Origin of the sequence: Bacillus pacificus (genome assembly GCF_020861345.1) — a bacterium.
Lineage (GTDB): Bacteria > Bacillota > Bacilli > Bacillales > Bacillaceae_G > Bacillus_A > Bacillus_A pacificus.
Map to the genome: position 1 here is coordinate 915,269 of NZ_CP086328.1, position 19,412 is coordinate 934,680.

Consider the following 19,412-nt stretch of genomic DNA (forward strand, 5'->3'; position numbering starts at 1 on the left):
TGTGGGAGAGGCAATAGTAATTACATCTGGAAAAGGCGGTGTAGGTAAAACTACAACGTCTGCGAACATTGGGACAGCCCTAGCGTTATCTGGAAAGAAAGTGTGCTTAATTGACACAGATATCGGTCTTCGAAACTTAGACGTAGTAATGGGGCTGGAAAATCGTATTGTATTTGATCTTGTTGATGTCGTTGAAGGGCGTTGCCGTTTACCTCAGGCTCTTATTAAAGATAAACGTTTTGATGATCTTTATTTATTACCTGCAGCACAAACGAGTGATAAATCAGCGGTAACACCTGAACAAATGGATGAATTAATACAAGTATTACGTCAAGATTATGATTACATATTAATTGATTGTCCTGCGGGGATTGAGCAGGGATTTAAAAACGCGGTAGCTGGTGCGGATAAAGCAATTGTTGTTACGACGCCAGAAGTATCCTCAATGCGCGATGCGGATCGTATTATCGGGCTTTTAGAAAAAGAGGATATTGAACCACCGAAACTTGTTATTAATCGTGTGCGTAGTCATATGCTTCATGAACAGGATATGTTAGATGTTGATGAAATCGTACGTACATTGTCAATCGAGCTTCTTGGTGTTGTCGAAGATGATGATGAAGTTATTCGTGCTACAAATACAGGTGAGCCTGTAGCGTTGCAACCGAGCGGAAAAGCAGCGTTAGCTTATCGTAATATTGCAAGACGTTTGTTGGGTGAGAATGTCCCATTACAAGCATTTGAACAAGAAAAGGTATCGGTATTTACAAAGGTGAAAAACTTCTTTGGAATCCGTTAAAAGCACTTCGCATATTTGCGGAGTGCTTTCTTTTTTCTTCACACGAATATCTTCCATACCTAGCTCATACATATGTACAAACTGTATACAACTGTTTCTATGTACATTAGCTTAACGAAAGAAAGGAGACAGTATGAAGAATAGACGTGTAGAAGAAATTAAAAAACGGATTGCGAAGAGGAAGGCAGAGCAAGAAAGGATGGAGGAAGAGCAGTATTTTGCTGGAGGGAATTTTGATAGTGAAACAGTCTTTATTGAAGATGGAGAAAAGGAAATTCATCCTTTATTTCGAAAAGAAGTGTTTTTCTTCAAAGTATTGTTATCAGCAATATTAGTTCTTTCTGTCGCTATTTTATATAAGAATGCACCAGCTTCTTTCGACGGTGCTAAAGCTGTTACAGAAAAAGTGATGAAAGAAGAGTTTCAGTTTGCTACTGTAGCGAAATGGTACGAAAAACAGTTTGGAAAACCGCTCGTGTTCTATTCGCCTAATGAGAAAAAAGAAGAAACGATTCAGCAAAAAGATTATGCCATTCCTGCTTCCGGAAAGGTGATGCAAGGGTTTCAAAAAAATGGCCAAGGTGTATTTGTACAAACAGCTACAAATGCAACTGTTGAGTCAGTGAATGAAGGGCTAGTAGTTTTTGCGGGCAAGAAAGAGGAACTTGGTAATACAGTTCAAATTCAGCATGCAGATGGTACGGAGTCATGGTATGCAAATTTAAATGATATGTCAGTGAAATTATATGATTATGTTTCAAAGAAACAAAAAATTGGAACAGTGAATAATGATGCGAATAATAAAAATGGTAAGTTTTATTTCGCAATAAAAAAGGACGAAAAATTTATTGATCCGATTCAGGTGATTTCATTTGATTAAATATAGAGATGTTTTAACAAAGATTTCAGTACATCCGTTGTTTTGGGTTATTATTGTCATTGGTATTTTCACGGCACGTTTTAAAGAGTTACTACTGTTATTTTGTATCGTTCTCATCCATGAACTTGGGCATGCTTTTGCAGCGGCACACTATAATTGGCGTATTAAGAAGATTCAACTTTTGCCGTTTGGTGGTGTGGCTGAGCTTGAGGAACATGGGAATAAATCATTGAAAGAGGAACTAGTTGTTGTAATTGCAGGACCTATTCAACATATTTGGATGATGGCGGTAGGCTATATGTTGTTTGAAGCTGGTTGGCTTCATGCGGAATTATATTATTTCTTTATGTGGAATAATATAATTATTTTAGCGTTTAATTTACTACCTATTTGGCCTCTTGATGGTGGAAAAGTATTGTTTAACGTACTATCATATCGTTTTCCTTATTTACAAGCACATGAAAAGATGATGAAATTATCATGTGTTTTTTTTAGTGTCATACTAGGAGGGCAGTTACTTTGGAATAGTAACAATATTATGATGTGGGTACTACTCATATTTTTAGCGGTGTCGTTATATCAAGAATGGAAGCAAAGACGGTATGCCTTTATGCGTTTTTTATTAGAACGTTATTATGGGAACAAAAGAGGAATTGAAAAGATTGCACCGATTGAGGTGCAATCAGAAGATCATTTATATAAGATATTCACAAAATTTCGTAGAGGCTATAAGCATTCTATTATCGTCCGCGGAAAATATAAAGAACATTACACATTGGATGAAAATGAATTGCTTTATGCGTATTTTACTGAAAAACGAACAACTTCATCTGTTGAAGAATTAATCGGTTAGTGTTGACGTTAGCACTAACCTTTTATTATTGTAAAAGCAAAGAAGATTATAAAGTGAGGAAAGTATTTTGAAAACGTTATATATGAACTACGCTGGATCGGAAAAACGCGTTGCAATTGAAGAGAAGAAGAAAATTGTTGAGTTTTTATGGAAACGAAATGAAGAACAAGAGATTGTTGGGCATATTTATGTTGGACGTATCGTAAGAACGATTGCTGGAATGAATGCAGCTTTTGTAAATATAGGTTTAGAAAAACATGCTTATCTTTCGTACGATGATGTACCATCTTCTTATCATATACATGAAGGAAAAGCGGTACTCGTACAAGTTGTAAAAGAGGCAATTGATACGAAAGGGCCAAAATTGACAGCAAATATAGAATTTACCGGGAAATATGTCGTTTATATGCCATATGATGAAATGCGTGCGGTTTCTCGGAAAATAAAAAACAATAAAAGAAGGCAACAATTACTCCAAATTGAAGTAGAAGGGAAAGGAGGTTATATTTTCCGCTCAGCTTCTGAAAAAGGAGAAATTGAAGAAATACAAGCTGAAATGCAAAGGTTACAGCAGTTATATGAAGAGTTAAAAAGAAAAGAGGGACAAGGAAAGGCACCGTTACTAGTCCATCGACCAGCAACCTTTTTAGATCGTGTATTTCAAGAGAACCCAATTGAAACGATTGAAAAAGTAGTTGTAGATACAAGAAGTATAGTAAAAGAATTAGAAGAAAAAGTCGGTAAAGAAAAAATATCTTTTTATAATGAAAAGTCTTCAATGTTTAACCATTTTGGCATAGAGCGTGAGATTGAGAAAGCACTTCAAAAAATTGTTTGGCTCCCAAATGGTGCTTATTTAATTGTGGAACAAATGGAGACGATGACTGTAATTGATGTGAATACGGGTAAGTTTACTGGAAAACAGAATTTACAAGATACAGTCCTTCGTACAAATGAAGTAGCAGCTGAAGAGATAGCGCGTCAATTAAGACTCCGTGATATTGGTGGTATGATATTAATTGACTTTATTAATATGAAAAGAAGAGAAGATAAAGAAAAGATAAGAGAATGTCTCATCGCTGCTATGCAAAATGATCGAACATATACAAGAGTGCTCGGGTTCACAGAGTTAGGGATTTTAGAGATGACACGTAAACGTAAAAAACATTCTTTACGCGACGTATTACTTGAAGAGTGTGCACCGTGCAAAGCGACAGGCTATGTCATGTCGTATGAAACGATTGCGTATGAGCTAGAGAGAGAGCTAATTTCATATGGCAATATAGAAGATGAGGCAGTATTAATCTCTGCACCTAAAGAATTACAAAAACAATTTTTGCAAAAAGAATTACAAAAAAATATTCCATTTGAAATTTATTTCAAAGATGATATGATCGAAAAGTACGCTATTATCCGTTTTGGAAGTAAAAAAGAAATTATAGAACGGAAAAAATAGTTATTAGAACTTTCATTGACAATAGTCTATGATTCATGATAACATCTTTATGTTATAGTTTATAGCACCTAAACGGCTATATGCTACAACCGCACAAGACAGGTTCCTTAAAGGCATTTATGTCTACCTCGTTTTTGGCGAGTCTTAGTAATTAAGAGGAGGTGCAAGTATGTACGCAATTATCGAAACAGGTGGAAAACAAATCAAAGTTGAAGCTGGTCAAGAAATCTACATTGAAAAATTAGATGTTGAAGCTGGTGAAACTGTTACTTTTGACAAAGTTCTTTTCGTTGGTGGCGAAAACGTGAAAGTTGGTAGCCCAGTTGTAGAAGGTGCAACAGTTACTGCGAAAGTTGAAAAACACGGTCGCGCTAAGAAAATCATCGTTTTCAAATACAAAGCGAAAAAGAACAATCGTAAGAAACAAGGTCATCGTCAACCTTACACTAAGCTAGTTGTTGAAGCTATCAACGCTTAATTCTGGTTAACATGATTAAAATTACGATAAGTCGCACGAAATTAGGAAGTATCCAATCATTTAAAATGACTGGACATGCCGATTATGCGCCACATGGACAAGATCTTGTCTGTGCTGGAACTACAGCGGTTGTGTTTGGTTCCATAAATGCTGTGGAAGAACTTTGTAATGTGCAGGCAACTATTGAACTCGGAAGTGATGGTGGATTCTTAACGTATGAATTGCCTAATGATTTAGACGTTCATACAGCAGAAAAAGCACAGATACTTTTAGAAGGATTGGTTGTTTCGCTTAAGACGATCGAACTTGATTACGGAAAGTATATCCGTTTAATAGAAAAAGTGCAGGAGGTGTAACGTATGTTAAGATTAGATCTTCAGTTTTTCGCATCTAAGAAAGGTGTAGGTAGTACAAAGAACGGTCGTGACTCTCAGTCAAAACGTCTTGGTGCTAAACGCGCAGATGGTCAAACGGTTACAGGTGGTTCAATTCTTTACCGTCAACGCGGTACAAAAATTTATCCAGGTGTTAACGTTGGTCGTGGTGGCGATGACACTTTATACGCGAAAGTTGACGGCGTAGTACGCTTCGAGCGTCTTGGCCGTGACCGCAAACAAGTGAGCGTATATCCTGTTGCTCAAGAAGCATAAGAACTCACGGAAAACTCTAACCTGAGTGCAGGTTAGAGTTTTTCTATATTAAGGAGTATCTAAATGAATAAAAAATGGACAATTATAGATGCATTGCGCCATTCAAGACATGATTGGCTCAATCGTATGCAGATGGTGAAAGGAAACCTTTCCCTTGGAAAAGTGGAAGAAATTCATAGTCTCATCGATCGTTTTGTCCAAGAAGCGAGACAAGAATCCAATCTGATGGGGCTATCAATGCCTTTATTTTCAGAGTGGATTTTAACATATAATTGGAAACAGCAGCCGTGCTTATTGGAGTACGAAGTATTAGGGAATTTACATAACTTATCTCACTTAGATGAGACTGTATGTACATGGACGAATCAATTTTTCTCAATGCTTCAGCATAGTTTAGACGTATATGTTGAAAATTATGTTTGTATCACAATTGAATGTGACGCGGAGAATGCTCGTTTCTTTTTTGATTTTCGTGGTAAGCTAACGAGTGTAGAAGAACTACAGAATTGGCTTGCGAACCAAAACAATAAATGGTATTCCATTTCTTATACAGTAAGAGACGAAGAAGTCTCAGTTATATTACAACCAATTGAAAAAAGTGTGGTGAAATAATGTTTGTAGATCAGGTCAAGATATATGTAAAAGGCGGCGACGGTGGTAACGGAATGGTTGCGTATCGTCGTGAGAAGTATGTTCCAAAAGGTGGCCCAGCAGGTGGCGACGGTGGTAAAGGTGCAGATGTTGTTTTCGTTGTTGAAGAAGGCTTACGTACATTAATGGATTTCCGCTACCAACGTCATTTCAAAGCTGATCGTGGTCAGCACGGAATGAGTAAAGGGCAGCACGGTCGTAAAGCTGAAGATTTAATCGTTAAAGTTCCACCTGGAACGGTAGTAAAAGATGAAAAAACAGGCCAAATTCTTGCGGATTTAGTAACACATGGACAATCAGCTGTTATTGCAAGAGGTGGCCGTGGTGGTCGTGGTAACTCACGTTTTGCTACTCCAACGAACCCAGCGCCAGAAATCGCTGAGAACGGGGAACCAGGTCAAGAGCGTGATGTCATTCTAGAACTTAAAGTACTAGCAGACGTTGGACTTGTTGGATTCCCAAGTGTAGGTAAATCTACATTATTATCTGTCGTATCATCAGCACGTCCGAAAATTGCAGAGTATCACTTCACAACAATCGTTCCAAATCTTGGTGTTGTTGAAACTGGTGATAACCGCAGCTTCGTTATGGCTGACCTTCCTGGACTAATTGAAGGCGCACATGCTGGCGTCGGACTTGGTCATCAATTCCTGCGTCATATTGAGCGTACACGTGTAATCGTGCATGTAATTGATATGTCTGGTTTAGAAGGCCGTGATCCATATGAAGATTACGTAACGATTAATAATGAATTAAAAGAATACAATCTTCGCCTAACGGAGCGTCCACAAGTTGTTGTTGCAAACAAAATGGATATGCCAGATGCAGAAGAAAACTTACAAGCATTTAAAGAGAAAGTGGGAGACGAAGTAAAAATCTTCCCAATCTCAGCTGTAACGAAACAAGGTGTTCGTGATTTACTATTTGAAGTAGCGAACTTATTAGAAACAACACCTGAATTCCCAATACATGAAGTAGCGGATGAGTCTGATACAAGTGTAATGTACAAACTTGAGACTGAAGGTGTTAAATTTGACATTACACGTGAAAGTGATGGCACGTTTGTTATCTCTGGTTATGATATCGAGAAAACATTCAAGATGACAGACTTCTCACGTGATGAATCTGTACGTCGTTTCGCTCGCCAAATGCGCGGAATGGGTATTGATGAAGCGCTTCGTGCACGTGGCGCAAAAGACGGAGATATTGTAAAAATTCTTGAATATGAATTTGAATTTATCGACTAAGACTGCCGAAATACGGCAGTCTTTTTTTATCTCACTTTAATGGGCAGTAAGACCCCTATCTCAAAATGTAGCGAAAGCAAAGAAGTTAGGTGGAGGGAAGAAAAACCCCCCACTGATTAAAGGTTCACTTTATATCGTAAAAGTCTGATTTATACAGGAAAAAATCCCCACTAATTAAATTTTCAATTTATAATAGAAAAAGAAGTGGTTTTATAAGAACTTTTTATGGGGAGAAAGTGAACATGTATAAAATATTAATCGTAGAAGATGATGAGAAAATCGCGGGGATATTAGAGGAACATTTAGAAAGGTATGGCTATCAGTCATTTAGAGCGAGTGATTTACGGCATATAAAAGATGAGTTTGTAAAAGTAAATCCACATCTCGTGTTACTTGATATTAATTTACCGTATTTTGATGGTTTCTATTGGTGTCGTCAAATCCGCACTGTATCGAATGCACCAATTATTTTTGTTTCTGCAAGAACGGGGGAAATGGATCAAGTAATGGCAATTGAAAATGGCGGAGATGATTACATTACGAAGCCATTCCATTTAGACATTGTAATGGCTAAGGTGAAAAGTGCACTTCGTCGTGGGTATGGTGAGTATGCTTCTGCGGCAGAAAGCGATTGTTTAGGTGTAAATGGACTGTTGTTATTCCCATCTCAGCACGTTGTTGAGTGGCAAGGACAACAAACAGAACTGACAAAAAATGAATTTTACTTATTAGAGTGTTTAATGAAACAAGCAAATCAATATGTAACGCGCGAAGAATTGTTAGAAGCCCTCTGGGATGAGGTAGCTTTTGTTGATGATAATACATTAACCGTAAATGTAAAACGTGTAAGGAAGAAACTAGAGGAGCTCGGCATTAAAAATGCAATTGTAACGAAACGTGGATACGGTTATGCGCTTCTTACAGAGTGGGGAGAAGGACATGAAGGTTAAAGATTACCTTATGGACCGCTTTTCTTTAATTCTTTCTTACATTATTAGCCTCTGTTTATTTGGGCTCGTTTTGCAGTTGCAAAGTCTTTTAGAAAAGCGATCTATTGATTGGAATACATGGTTATACGGACTTTTATTAGGGATAGTTGTGTTTACTGTATACCTTATTTACGATTACCGAAAACGGAGTGTATTTTTAAGGAGGATCGAAAAATATGTTACTAGCGGAAATACATTACATGATTCCTTACTTATTGATACTTCTTATACGGCAGAGCAAGAGATGGTCGTTGAATCGTTTACGCTATTAAGACAGCAATATATGAATGAAGTTCATAAACAACATGCAAAAGAACAACAGCAAATGATATTTATGAACCAATGGATTCATCAAATGAAAACACCGGTATCTGTTATTGAGTTGCTATTACAGAAGTTTGGTAAAGAGCATCGTGAAGCAAGAGCGACAGTTGAAAGTATTCGTGAAGAAAATAATCGCATACTAAATGGTTTAGATTTAGCGTTACATATGGCAAGGCTAGAGCAGTTTGCGAAAGATTATAAAGTAGAAGTAGTAAATGTGATAGATATTATTAGAGGTATTATTAATGAAAATAGAAAGTCCTTCATTCAATCGTCTGTATTTCCGAAAGTGATGTTTGAGGAAGATACTTGTATGGTTGCCTCTGATAGAAAATGGCTTAGTATTGCTATAGGACAAATTGTTGTAAATGCAATTAAGTATACAAAAATTTCGGAAGCAGAGAAAAAGGAAATTCACTTTCAAATTGAAGAGAAAGATCAAAAGGTGTTATTACATATTAAGGACAATGGAATCGGTATTCCAGAGCAAGATGTAAAGCGTATATTTGATCCATTCTTTACAGGGGTAAATGGCCGGAAAACGAGAGAAGCGACTGGAATGGGTTTATATATTACGAAGGAAATTTGTGATAATTTACATCACGGTATGTATGTGCAATCGGCTGAAGGGGAAGGGACAACATTCACGTTCCAATTTGCAAAAGATGAAGAATATCATACATTAATGAGAAAAATGACAAAACTGTAAGATAACAAAACGTTTTGTAAGGGAAATCACTCGTTTCTTTTTCTTATTTTTCTTATAGTAAATGTAAGAAGAAAACACATAGGGGGATTAGAAATGAGTGTTCTTGAAGTAAAAGGATTAACGAAGGTGTACCAATCAAAAGGTTCAGTAGCGACGACTGCTTTAAACGATATAAATTTTAAAATAGAAGAAGGCGAATTTGTAGGGATTATGGGTCCTTCAGGGAGCGGGAAAACAACGCTTTTAAATTTATTAGCAACAATTGATAAGCAAACTTCAGGTCATGTGCTTGTAAATGGGGAAGAAATTAATCAAATGCGTGCTGCAAAATTAGCGGAGTTTCGCCGTACACATTTAGGATTCATTTTCCAAGATTTTAACTTACTTGATACGTTATCGATTAAAGAAAATATCATTTTACCACTTGTAATGGCGAAGAAATCTGTAAATGAAATCGATGCAAAAGTGCTTGAGATTGCAAAGTTTTTAAATATCGAGGGCATTTTAAATAAAAAGGTATATGAAGTATCAGGTGGCCAACAACAACGTGCAGCAGCTGCGAGAGCGATCATTCATGAACCGACGTTAATTTTAGCAGATGAGCCAACTGGAAACTTAGATTCTAAGTCGGCAAAATCATTAATGAGCGCGTTGCAAGACTTACATGAACAAAAGAAAGTGACAATTGCAATGGTAACGCATGATCCAGTAGCGGCGAGTTATTGCGAACGTATTCTTTTCATACGTGATGGAGAGATTTTCTCAGAAATACATAAGGGAAGAACGAAACAAGCCTTTTTCCAAGAAATTCTGGACGTACTTGCGATGCTAGGAGGGGAATATCATGAACTTTCGCCAGCTCGCGCTTAATAATGTAAAAGGAAATTGGCGTAATTATAAAGCGTTTCTTATAAGTAGTTGTTTATCGATAGTCGTATTTTTCATGTATGCTTCCTTCATTTATCATCCAGATGTTGTAGGCGGTAATATTAGTATGAGGGAGATGATTTCAAAAGGGTTAGAATCGATGAATTATATTGTAGTCATCTTCTCAGCACTCTTTATTTTATATGCAAATTCAACGTTTTTACGAGCAAGGAAAAAAGAGTTTGGTCTATTAACATTAATAGGCGGAACAAAATCTCAGCTTGGCCGAATGATTATATTAGAGCAACTTATGTTAGGTAGTATTGCAATTGTAGTAGGTATTGGACTTGGTATGCTTTGTTCCAAATTATTCTTCCAAGCATTAAGCGTAATATTGAAAATAGATAAAACACTTCCACTCGTATGGAATAGTAAAGCGGTTTTGATTACAGCGGGTGTATACTTTATTTTATTTTTAATCTTATCATTGTTTAGCGTTTGGACAGTAGGACGCTTGCAAATTATTGATTTATTAAGAGAAGCAAGAAAGCAAAAAGTAGAGCCTTTTGCATTTACATGGTTATGTGTAGCCGGTATAGGATGTATTATTGCTGCATATGTTCTTTGTTTCCAAGTAACCATTATGAATTTTATTATATATTTCTTACCAATTGTAGGATTGACCATTGGCGGAACGTATTTACTATTTACACAAGGAAGTACAGTTGTATTAAAAGCATTGCAAAAACGAAAACAATCTTTTTATACATACCCAAATATGTTCGTACTTAGCAATCTTATTTATAAAATGAAGGATAATGCTCGTTTTTTATTTGTAATTTCTATCATTACGGCGGTAGTATCTTCAGCAGTTGGTACGCTTTATGTATATTTTGAAAATATGAGTGCGAAAACGATAGAGCTTACGCCACATGCTATTTCATATGAGGAAAAGGGATTAAATACGCATAGCCTTATTAATGAAGAAAAAGTACAAGAGATTGTAAAAAGAAATGGGTTTGAAGATGCACGAAAAGTAACCTATGTAAAACTACCTGCAACACAGAAAATAATGTTGTTTAACAGTGAACGTGAAGTACCAATGGCGATTATTTCAGAAAAAGAATATAACGCGGAAGTGCGTAAACAAAAGAAAGAGCAAATTACAGAGGTTCATAATGCACCAGGTAGCGCGACGATGGTTATGGTTGATGCAGCAAATGAACTTATGAAAATAGATCGTACGAAACCGTATGAATTTAAGATTAACGGACAAAAGCAGTCTGTTCAATTAAACGAGCCAACGTCATATTCTGTTTTTAACGATAGCGAATATCTTATTGTGAATGATCAAGATTTTGAGAAATACGCAAAGCTCGTACCAGATGAAGAAAAGACGAAATATTACGGTTATTATATCGAGGATTGGAAAAATACAGAAAATCTTGTATTAGATTTGAAAAATGAAATTGCACCAGAAAAGCAAGGAGAATTGAGAAATTCAGTGTTTGCGTATAAGGATATAAGAGAAGGTGGAGCAATTACAATGTTCATCGGTTTCTTCGTAGCAGTACTATTCTTCTTCTTCGCTTGTAGTATGACATACTTTAAATGGTTTAACGATAAAGAGCAAGATCGTATTCAATTTAAATCGTTAAAGAGAATCGGTATGACAGATAAAGAAATTCGTAAAATTGCAATTCGACAAATGGGCGTTATCTTCTTTATCCCAATTGTAATTGGTGCCATTCATAGTGGATTTGCTCTTCATACGTTAGGAAAAATGCTTTATCTCGATTTATGGAAATCAGGTGCGCTTGTAATTGGAGCATACATTTTAGCTTCTGCGATTTACTTTATGATCGCGCAAAGAGGATATTTAAAACACGTGCAAAGCTAGAGAAACCTCTAGCTTTTTGCCTATGTAGTAAGTTACAGGAGGACGATAGATGAATATTCGGCAACTAGCGCTGCAAAATATAAAAGGAAATTGGCGTAATTATAAAGTGTTTTTCTTAAGTAGTTGTTTTGCAATATTTGCGTCTTTTGCATACATGTCTGTCATTGTACATCCGTATATGCAGGAGACGATGTGGTATCAAAACGTACGCTGGGGACTTATCATATGTAATGTTATTATCATTTCTTTTTTCGTCATATTTATTTTGTACTCTACTTCTATTTTCATAGAGGCACGTAAGAAAGAATTAGGATTATATATGTTAATGGGAGCGACGAAATCTAACGTAATTGGCGTAATTATGACCGAGCAAATGTTGATCGGAGTATTTGCTAATATTTTTGGCATTGGGCTTGGCATGATCTTTTTAAAGCTCTTCTTTATGGTGTTTAGTATGTTACTGGGGCTTCCGAAAGAACTCCCTGTCATATTTGACGTAAGGGCGATTGGTGTAACATTTATTACATATATGGTCGTTTTTATTTTGTTATCTTTTATAAGTGCTTTACGTATATGGAATATAAAAATCATTCGGTTATTGAAAGAATTTCGAGCAGATAAAAAAGAGAAGAAAACATCAATGTGGCTTTGTATATTCGGTTTTATTTGTTTAGGGATAGGATATGCGTTAGCGTTGCAAGCGACGATGCCAACGATAGCGTTATACTTTTTCCCTGTGTCTATACTTGTTTTTTTCGGAACATACTTTTCTTTTACACACGGTACAATCCAATTGTTAGAAATGATTAAACGAAATAAAAAGATTATGTATACATATCCGTATTTATTTATAGTGAATCAATTATCACATCGAATGAAGGAAAATGGTCGCTTTTTCTTTATGCTTTCTATGGCAACGACATTTGTAGTTACAGCAACAGGTACGGTGTTCTTATATTTTTCTGGTATGCAAGATATGTGGCGTGGCGGGGGCGTGCACTCATTTTCTTACATAGAAAAAGGTGCTTCTTCTCATGAAGTCTTTGCGGAGGGCACGGTTGAACAATTATTGCACCAATATGGATATGATGATTTTCAACTTATGAGTTTTGTTGGAGTGTATGCATCTTTTCAGTCCAATAAAGGAGAAACAGAAGTAGCGCCGCTTATAAAGGAAAGTGAGTACAATCAAGAGGCGCGAAAACAAAAACAGAAAACGTATCATCCTAAAAAAGGAACAGTTACACTTGTTTATTATAATAAATACAATAATTCGAATGTATATAATCAAAAAGAGATTCAATTGCAAGTAATGAATCAACCATATCAATTCGGATTTAACGGTCAGAAAGAAGGGGTTCAATTTAACCATCATCCTTCGCACATTAATGGTCTGTTCTTCGTTATGAATGATGAAGATTTTGACAGTATAGCAAATAAGGTTCCGGATTCTGAAAAAATGATATATCGAGGCTACACATTACCCAATATCGAAAATACGAAAAAATTAAATGAAGCTTTACGGAAACATATAAAACAAGATGATAATAACGCATTTCGAAGTAATATGGAGTTATATGTGAATATGAAAGAGTTCGGCGATATTACTCTATTTGTAGGCTCATTCATTAGTATATTATTCTTTCTTACTTCATGTAGTATTGTATATTTTAAATGGTTTCATAATATTTCATCAGATAGAAAGCAGTACGAAGCGCTATCTAAGCTTGGAATGACGAAAGAAGAAGTGTGGAAGATTTCTCGCTGGCAATTGTGTATGCTATTTTTTGCACCAATTATAGTAGGGAGTATGCATAGTGCAGTTGCGTTATATACGTTTCATAATACGGTCTTTATGGACGGATCATTAAGAAAAGTAGGCGTATTTATTTTGTTCTACATTGCTGCATGCATTATTTATTTCTTCTTCGCCCAAAGAGAATATAGGAAACATTTAGACTAGCAAATGCTAGTCTTTTTTTAATATTCGAAATTTGCATAGAAGAATATAAAAAAGTATGGTATAACAGTAAGAAAACGAAAAAGAGGGGAAAAGACGATGATTCGAGTAGGATATTTAGGACCAGAAGCAACATTTACAAATATGGCGGTGAGTCGTTTTTTTCCGGAAGCAGAGCATGTACCGTATCGAACGATTCCAGATTGTATGGATGCAGCTGCAAATGGAAATGTAGATTATGCAGTGGTACCACTAGAAAATGCCATAGAAGGTTCAGTGAATATAACGATTGATTATCTTGTACATGAGCAACCACTTTCTATTGTAGGAGAAATTACAGTGCCCATTCAGCAACATTTACTTGTACATCCGCAGTATGCAGAAGTGTGGGAAGAAGTATATGCAGTGCATTCTCATCCACACGCTATTGCGCAATGTCATAAGTTTTTAAATGAAGAATTAAAAGGGATAACTGCTCGAGATATGACATCAACAAGTGCTGCAGCGCAATATGTGAAAGAACATCCTGAAGAAAAAATTGCGGCTATTGCAAATGAAGCGGCTGCAGAAAAATACGGATTAACGATCGTAAGACGAAGTATTCATACACATAAAAATAATCATACACGTTTCCTAGTGCTCCATAAGAAAAAGAAAGCAATACTCTCAAATAATGGAGAAAACCGCGGAGAGAAAACGACGCTTATGATAACGTTACCTGCTGATTATGCAGGGGCACTATATCAAGTGTTATCAGCTTTCGCATGGAGAAAATTAAACTTATCTAAAATCGAATCGCGCCCGATGAAAACAGGACTTGGAAATTACTTTTTCTTAATCGATGTCGATAAAGCATACGATGACGTATTATTGCCAGGCGTAACGATGGAACTTGAAGCACTTGGTTTTTCTGTTACGGTGCTGGGGAGTTATTCTTCTTATTGGTTGTAAGAGATGATTCTTTGATAATGAATAATTGGTTTTAGTGAATTCAAAAATGTCACCTTGTACCTAATAGATTATAAAGAAAAGGAGGATGCCATATTAAATATATCATCCTCCTTTTCTTACAGGCCTAAAAAAATCTAAAATGTAATATCCAATTTCGATAAGTAGTGGGTTAAATAGTAGTGTGGGATCAGAGGTAGAGCAGAATATCAGTCATAGAGGAAATTTAGAGAGGTCTTCTTGTTTTTTACTTATATAGATTGATTTAATTCGTAAAATAGCTCTACACTCTAATAACATGTACACTTATAAAAGTACTTTGATTAAGTTAGAATGCTAATGAGGGTGGTGGAAACATGAATGTCAGCTTATCAGCAACTGGATTTTGGAGGATGAAAGATTTAGAAAAGGAATATCCCGGAGATTTGTATTTAAATGAGGATGATGGGGGAATAGTATTATATATTCGTATACCTAATAAAGGACTTATTATGAGTTTTTTGGAACTGCCTCTTAAAATTCCCTTTATTACTGGAACTACTATAAATGGTGCTCAAATTACTCTTGTTGATTGTGTAAGAATAAGTACTGAGAGTAGGATAGGTTCAGAAGAGGTATTTGGATATCAAGCGACATTTATGCTTGATGGTGCAACTTTCAATCAAGAAGAAAAAATTAATTTTACACAAATGAAAATTGAAATACCAGGAATAATTCAATGGGGAGATACTTCAAACTATGTAAGGCCAGATTTAGATGATAAACATACACTTATAGGTTTAGAGATTGCAGAACCTATTAAAATATATGAGTGTGAAGAGTACAGCTTACTTTATTACTTGGATTTTAGCTCTCCATTTCAACTGATGAAAGAGGAGATAAATTTAAAACAAATTCCATATCTTATAATTGAATCTAGAACCGTCCAAACATTAGATTGGTTTATGGGGATAGCCAACCAAATGAAAAGGTTAATAGAAATAGCTATAGGAAAACCATTAGGTTTTGATTCTTTGATTGTAGAATCACCGGAAATTTATTATGAATTTGAAGGTAGAAAGAAACATAATAAACCATTAAAAGTTATACATGCATTTAAACAAAATATCAGTAGAGAAAGCAGCTCTAAACAGATGTTAAAGCATGATTATTTATTTAACTTAAGGGAGCTTGGACAAGCAAATTTTCCGCAATGGCAAGAAATATCGACTATTATGGAACCAATAATAGAACTGTATATTGATAGTCTATATAATGAAAATTTATCAATGAGTCGACATTTTTTGAATGTGGTACAGGCCTTAGAAACCTATCATTCTCGTAGAATTGCATATTCTCTTGATGCCTTTGAGATAAGGGTAGCTAAATTACTCGAAATCAGACCTGAACCCTTTCGAGAACAAGATAATAATTTCTTATTAGGTGGTAGTTACAAATTTGTTACATTAAGAAGTCGATTGGCTGATTTATTATTAGCGGACTTCAGTTTTTTCTTTCATACAGGAGACTTTAAACTGATGGATTTTCCTCAGTTAATTGCTAGTACAAGAAATTACTATACTCACTATGATCAAAAATTAGAAGAAAAGGCCCTTAAAGGTGATGATTTAATAAATGCTTATCATGTCCTCCAAAACATCTTGGAATTCTATTTACTTAAAGAATTTGGATTTGAAGAAGGCTTTATCCACGAAAGAATAAGAAAAAGAATACAGCCCATAGTAATTAGTAATGAAATAAAGAAAGCTGATAAAAATAAAAGCTATAAATAACTTATGAAAATTTGAATAATTACTATGGTTTCATTGGTATTACAATTATGCTTAGTAGTAACTATAGAAATTATATTGAATTTTATAAAATACTTTTTTGGATTTCTGTTAAATGGAATTTTGAACTCTACACAACAATACAAGTTTCGGTACTGTTAACAAATAATTAGAAATTTATAATAGAAAAAGCTGAATAAAATTATGTCTGTAATGACAACGCTAGTAGGGGAAATATAATTAAACTTTTTCGAAATACATTTAGTACGAATATGTGAGTTGAAAATTAAACAGTATTCGTTTGCATATGCAATAAAAATAAAAAGACCGACACATATTAAGACTAGTATGCGTTAGTCTTTTTATTTTTGAATTTTTACTTTGATAATATCTATAAGTGGGATTCTTTATTTTAACTTCGCAAGACGCTCTTCTAATTGACCACGCCAAACGTCAGCTAGTGCTGGAACAGCAAGAATCTTTTCGATGCCATCTCTATCTTTTCTATTATGAAAATAAATTTCGTTAGAGAACAAGACAGAAACATTGCTCGGTTGACGCTCTAGTAATGTGATTTTTGAATCTTTACGTACAGTACCTTCCTGAAGAACGCGGCATAGGTAGCCAGTAAATCCAGTTGCTACAATGCGCGGCAGTATGCCAGGAATGCCGAGGCGTTTTGAAATCGTACTACAAGGTACTCTTGCTTGTGTCACCTGAATGATTGCTTCACCTAATTTGTATGTATCTCCGATGCATACATCACGTTCTAACATATTTGTTACGGTAATGTTTTCGCCAAATGCAGAAGCGGGGAGTGTTGTTTGGAATTCCTCTTCCCATAGTGCGTAATGCTCGTGTGGATACACGCAAACGGCGCGATCAGGTCCACCATGGTGTTTTAAATCCGCTACGTCATCACCAAGGAAGCCATCTTTTGAGAGAAAAGCTTCTTCGGTAAGTTCTTTACATATACCAGTAATCATTTCTTTATCTTCGCTATATTTCATTTGTTTCGGTTTGCCAATGCTAAAGTGAACGAGTTCAATTCCCATATTTGATCTCCTTTACGATTGATTACAATATTATAGCATTAAAAAAGCACAGAGAATGATAAAAACTCTGTGCTTTACATTAATAAACGAGAAAACCAGCTTTATCTAGTGCCTCGCAAGCTGCATCTAACTTTTCTTTTGAATCTGCCTCAATAGTATGTAAGTGAATACCGTCTGTTAATTGCGAAAGATAGGACGCATTTGTGTTTTCGATTTTTTGTAAATATTGCTCTACATCAAAGCGATTGCTTACCATGATGGATGCTGTTAAGTCACCGTATACAGGATGCTCAACTTTTACATCTTTAATTGTAACGCCGTGGTCAACAAGCATTGTAAGTTCTTGACGTACTTCTGCTGGCTTATGTTGGCATACAATTACGCGTTCGAAAGCTTGTTGTTTCTCTTGTGGTTTTAAATATAAATAGCCTTGAGCAGTTGCAATGATCGGTTCGTTTCGTGCTTTAAGCAAGGAAATATCTTGCACGATAACTTGTCTACTTACATTCGTTTTTTTCGATAGCTCATTCCCGGATAACGGTTCATTTGCAGCGAGAAGCCACTGAAGGATAAGCTGTCGTCTTTCTTCACCTAAAATCTTTTTTTGTTCATTTTGTTTCATTATGATTTAACACCTCTATAAAATTGATTTCCAATTGTGTGTAGTGCATGAATAGTAGTATCAATTTGATCTTTCGTTGTTTGTTGTCCGAAAGAGAAGCGGACGTATTGTTTTGCCTCTTCATACGTTTTTCCAATTGCAAGCATTGTTTTCGAAGGTTCTTGTTTACCAACTTGGCAAGCACTTCCGGTAGAAATGGCAATACCGCGGCGATTACATTCTAGCATTGTATATTGACCTTCTATTCCTTTTATTGTAACCCCAATAATATGTGGTAAACAAGAAGTAGAATGACCTTCTACTTCAATTTCTAGAGGAAGTGCTTGTAATCGCTCTAAAAAGTAGGATCGTAACTCTTTAAAACGTAAACTTTTTTCCTGTTGATTTTTCAATATATTCTCAGCAGCTGTTAAAAAAGCTGCGATGCCAGGAACGTTCACTGTACCTGGACGAAATCCTTTTTCGTGAGAAGTCCCCGGAAATATTTGTGTCCAGCGAACTTGCGGATTGATATAGCAAGCGCCGACACCTTTTGGTCCGTATATTTTATGTGCTGAAACAGAAAGACTATCAATCCCCATCTCAAAAACATGAATAGGAAGTTTACCAAAGGTTTGTACACAATCTGAATGAAATAAAACGTTATATTTTTTTAAAAGTGCCCCAATCTCTGCGATATTTTGAACGGTTCCGATTTCAGAGTTTCCGTGCTGTATACTTGCTAGAACAGTATCTTCTGTAATAGCTGCTTCTAAATCTATTAAATGAATGAGTCCATTTTTATCAACAGGAATTTCAGTAATTGTATACCCTTTTGATTGTAAGGATTGAAAATAACTTCGAATGGATGCATGTTCCATAGGTGTAGTAATAATATGCTTCTTATTTTGGGCATTGAGAAGGGACTGAATCGCAAGGTAGTTCGATTCTGACCCACCGCTCGTGAAGAATACTCCTTGCTCCTTTCCGCCAATCATTTCGGCAAATGTTTTTCTACAAACTTGTAATAAAGAAGAGGCCGTTCCTCCAATATCGTGTAAACTTTGTTCATTTCCGAAGTATTGCGATGCTGCTTTCATATATGTTTGTAATGCTTCCGCGCTCATAGGTGTAGTAGCTGCATAATCAAGATATATCATCATGTAAGTTCCTCTCTCTAGTAAGAGTTACATTTCTTTTATTTTTTAAATGGTAGTGAAAATAAGAATTATAAAAAAACTCTTGTCATTATTTTAAAACTATGTAAATATAGGTG

The 19,412-nt window shown here is 35.6% G+C and carries 19 protein-coding genes and 1 other annotated feature; of the genes, 16 read left to right on the plus strand and 3 right to left on the minus strand.

Annotation, left to right across the window (positions count from 1 at the left end):
* Position 1: 1 nt before the first annotated feature.
* The 16 genes from minD (at position 2) to LMD38_RS04840 (ending at position 16,483) form a co-directional block, all read left to right on the plus strand.
* A complete protein-coding gene (minD, locus tag LMD38_RS04765; protein WP_000503311.1) occupies positions 2-799 on the plus strand; it encodes a septum site-determining protein MinD in 798 nt (265 codons plus the stop codon).
* Positions 800-932: 133 nt separating this feature from the next.
* Positions 933-1,679: a stage IV sporulation protein SpoIVFA gene (gene spoIVFA, locus LMD38_RS04770; RefSeq protein ID WP_000797468.1), complete on the plus strand. Its 747-nt coding sequence runs from the start codon at positions 933-935 to the stop codon at positions 1,677-1,679.
* Positions 1,672-2,532, plus strand: coding sequence for a stage IV sporulation intramembrane metalloprotease SpoIVFB (gene spoIVFB / locus LMD38_RS04775; RefSeq protein WP_000599048.1), 861 nt, complete (start codon positions 1,672-1,674; stop codon positions 2,530-2,532). The genes spoIVFA and spoIVFB overlap by 8 nt, the downstream gene beginning before the upstream one ends.
* Before the next feature lie 67 nt (positions 2,533-2,599).
* Positions 2,600-3,988: an Rne/Rng family ribonuclease gene (locus LMD38_RS04780; protein ID WP_016718545.1), complete on the plus strand. Its 1,389-nt coding sequence runs from the start codon at positions 2,600-2,602 to the stop codon at positions 3,986-3,988.
* A 77-nt stretch (positions 3,989-4,065) separates the two neighbouring features.
* Positions 4,066-4,143: a sequence feature (ribosomal protein L21 leader region), on the plus strand.
* Positions 4,144-4,157: 14 nt separating this feature from the next.
* The gene (gene rplU / locus LMD38_RS04785) at positions 4,158-4,466 is read left to right on the plus strand and encodes a 50S ribosomal protein L21 (RefSeq protein WP_000270908.1); all 309 of its coding nucleotides are present in this window, start codon (positions 4,158-4,160) and stop codon (positions 4,464-4,466) included.
* Between the two features lie 11 nt (positions 4,467-4,477).
* Positions 4,478-4,822 (plus strand): ribosomal-processing cysteine protease Prp, encoded by a 345-nt coding sequence (locus tag LMD38_RS04790; protein WP_001993153.1) that lies wholly within the window; start codon positions 4,478-4,480, stop codon positions 4,820-4,822.
* A 3-nt stretch (positions 4,823-4,825) separates the two neighbouring features.
* Positions 4,826-5,116 carry a 50S ribosomal protein L27 gene (rpmA, locus tag LMD38_RS04795; protein ID WP_000944958.1) on the plus strand — a complete coding sequence of 97 codons (291 nt, stop codon included), beginning with the start codon at positions 4,826-4,828 and terminating at the stop codon, positions 5,114-5,116.
* Between the two features lie 63 nt (positions 5,117-5,179).
* Positions 5,180-5,728, plus strand: coding sequence for a sporulation initiation phosphotransferase B (locus tag LMD38_RS04800; RefSeq protein ID WP_001037006.1), 549 nt, complete (start codon positions 5,180-5,182; stop codon positions 5,726-5,728).
* A complete protein-coding gene (gene obgE / locus LMD38_RS04805) occupies positions 5,728-7,014 on the plus strand; it encodes a GTPase ObgE (RefSeq protein WP_000497114.1) in 1,287 nt (428 codons plus the stop codon). Before LMD38_RS04800 ends, obgE begins: the two co-directional genes overlap by 1 nt.
* 242 nt (positions 7,015-7,256) lie before the next feature.
* A complete protein-coding gene (locus LMD38_RS04810; RefSeq protein ID WP_000276717.1) occupies positions 7,257-7,964 on the plus strand; it encodes a response regulator transcription factor in 708 nt (235 codons plus the stop codon).
* Positions 7,954-9,036, plus strand: a complete 1,083-nt coding sequence (locus LMD38_RS04815; RefSeq protein ID WP_062821251.1) for a HAMP domain-containing histidine kinase — start codon at positions 7,954-7,956, stop codon at positions 9,034-9,036. The genes LMD38_RS04810 and LMD38_RS04815 overlap by 11 nt, the downstream gene beginning before the upstream one ends.
* A 93-nt stretch (positions 9,037-9,129) precedes the next feature.
* On the plus strand, positions 9,130-9,906 hold the full coding sequence (locus LMD38_RS04820; RefSeq protein ID WP_000114533.1) for an ABC transporter ATP-binding protein: 777 nt from the start codon (positions 9,130-9,132) through the stop codon (positions 9,904-9,906).
* Complete coding sequence (locus tag LMD38_RS04825; RefSeq protein WP_016718543.1) at positions 9,881-11,803, plus strand: ABC transporter permease; 1,923 nt, start codon at positions 9,881-9,883, stop codon at positions 11,801-11,803. The genes LMD38_RS04820 and LMD38_RS04825 overlap by 26 nt, the downstream gene beginning before the upstream one ends.
* 49 nt (positions 11,804-11,852) lie before the next feature.
* Positions 11,853-13,766, plus strand: a complete 1,914-nt coding sequence (locus LMD38_RS04830; protein ID WP_016718542.1) for an ABC transporter permease — start codon at positions 11,853-11,855, stop codon at positions 13,764-13,766.
* 96 nt (positions 13,767-13,862) lie between these two features.
* The gene (pheA, locus tag LMD38_RS04835; RefSeq protein WP_000621719.1) at positions 13,863-14,714 is read left to right on the plus strand and encodes a prephenate dehydratase; all 852 of its coding nucleotides are present in this window, start codon (positions 13,863-13,865) and stop codon (positions 14,712-14,714) included.
* A 353-nt stretch (positions 14,715-15,067) separates the two neighbouring features.
* A complete protein-coding gene (locus LMD38_RS04840) occupies positions 15,068-16,483 on the plus strand; it encodes an ApeA N-terminal domain 1-containing protein (RefSeq protein WP_061184108.1) in 1,416 nt (471 codons plus the stop codon).
* 404 nt (positions 16,484-16,887) lie between these two features.
* On the opposite strand, the gene LMD38_RS04845 is transcribed toward LMD38_RS04840, so the two are convergent.
* The 3 genes from LMD38_RS04845 to LMD38_RS04855 all read right to left on the minus strand — a co-directional run bounded on the left by LMD38_RS04845 (position 16,888) and on the right by LMD38_RS04855 (position 19,299).
* Complete coding sequence (locus LMD38_RS04845; protein WP_061184107.1) at positions 16,888-17,535, minus strand: MOSC domain-containing protein; 648 nt, start codon at positions 17,533-17,535, stop codon at positions 16,888-16,890.
* Between the two features lie 79 nt (positions 17,536-17,614).
* A complete protein-coding gene (locus LMD38_RS04850; protein WP_000812272.1) occupies positions 17,615-18,157 on the minus strand; it encodes a transcription repressor NadR in 543 nt (180 codons plus the stop codon).
* On the minus strand, positions 18,157-19,299 hold the full coding sequence (locus tag LMD38_RS04855; RefSeq protein ID WP_062821252.1) for an IscS subfamily cysteine desulfurase: 1,143 nt from the start codon (positions 19,297-19,299) through the stop codon (positions 18,157-18,159). The genes LMD38_RS04850 and LMD38_RS04855 overlap by 1 nt, the downstream gene beginning before the upstream one ends.
* Positions 19,300-19,412 lie beyond the last annotated feature (113 nt).

Excerpts from the sequence above, each read along its gene's own strand:
- spoIVFA (WP_000797468.1), top strand. The coding sequence starts at position 933 with ATGAAGAATAGACGTGTAGAAGAAATTAAAAAACGGATTGCGAAGAGG.
- rplU (WP_000270908.1), top strand. The coding sequence starts at position 4,158 with ATGTACGCAATTATCGAAACAGGTGGAAAACAAATCAAAGTTGAAGCT.
- LMD38_RS04790 (WP_001993153.1), top strand. The coding sequence starts at position 4,478 with ATGATTAAAATTACGATAAGTCGCACGAAATTAGGAAGTATCCAATCA.
- rpmA (WP_000944958.1), top strand. The coding sequence starts at position 4,826 with ATGTTAAGATTAGATCTTCAGTTTTTCGCATCTAAGAAAGGTGTAGGT.
- LMD38_RS04800 (WP_001037006.1), top strand. The coding sequence starts at position 5,180 with ATGAATAAAAAATGGACAATTATAGATGCATTGCGCCATTCAAGACAT.
- obgE (WP_000497114.1), top strand. The coding sequence starts at position 5,728 with ATGTTTGTAGATCAGGTCAAGATATATGTAAAAGGCGGCGACGGTGGT.
- LMD38_RS04810 (WP_000276717.1), top strand. The coding sequence starts at position 7,257 with ATGTATAAAATATTAATCGTAGAAGATGATGAGAAAATCGCGGGGATA.
- LMD38_RS04815 (WP_062821251.1), top strand. The coding sequence starts at position 7,954 with ATGAAGGTTAAAGATTACCTTATGGACCGCTTTTCTTTAATTCTTTCT.
- LMD38_RS04820 (WP_000114533.1), top strand. The coding sequence starts at position 9,130 with ATGAGTGTTCTTGAAGTAAAAGGATTAACGAAGGTGTACCAATCAAAA.
- LMD38_RS04825 (WP_016718543.1), top strand. The coding sequence starts at position 9,881 with ATGAACTTTCGCCAGCTCGCGCTTAATAATGTAAAAGGAAATTGGCGT.
- LMD38_RS04830 (WP_016718542.1), top strand. The coding sequence starts at position 11,853 with ATGAATATTCGGCAACTAGCGCTGCAAAATATAAAAGGAAATTGGCGT.
- pheA (WP_000621719.1), top strand. The coding sequence starts at position 13,863 with ATGATTCGAGTAGGATATTTAGGACCAGAAGCAACATTTACAAATATG.
- LMD38_RS04840 (WP_061184108.1), top strand. The coding sequence starts at position 15,068 with ATGAATGTCAGCTTATCAGCAACTGGATTTTGGAGGATGAAAGATTTA.
- LMD38_RS04845 (WP_061184107.1), bottom strand. The coding sequence starts at position 17,535 with ATGGGAATTGAACTCGTTCACTTTAGCATTGGCAAACCGAAACAAATG.
- LMD38_RS04850 (WP_000812272.1), bottom strand. The coding sequence starts at position 18,157 with ATGAAACAAAATGAACAAAAAAAGATTTTAGGTGAAGAAAGACGACAG.
- LMD38_RS04855 (WP_062821252.1), bottom strand. The coding sequence starts at position 19,299 with ATGATGATATATCTTGATTATGCAGCTACTACACCTATGAGCGCGGAA.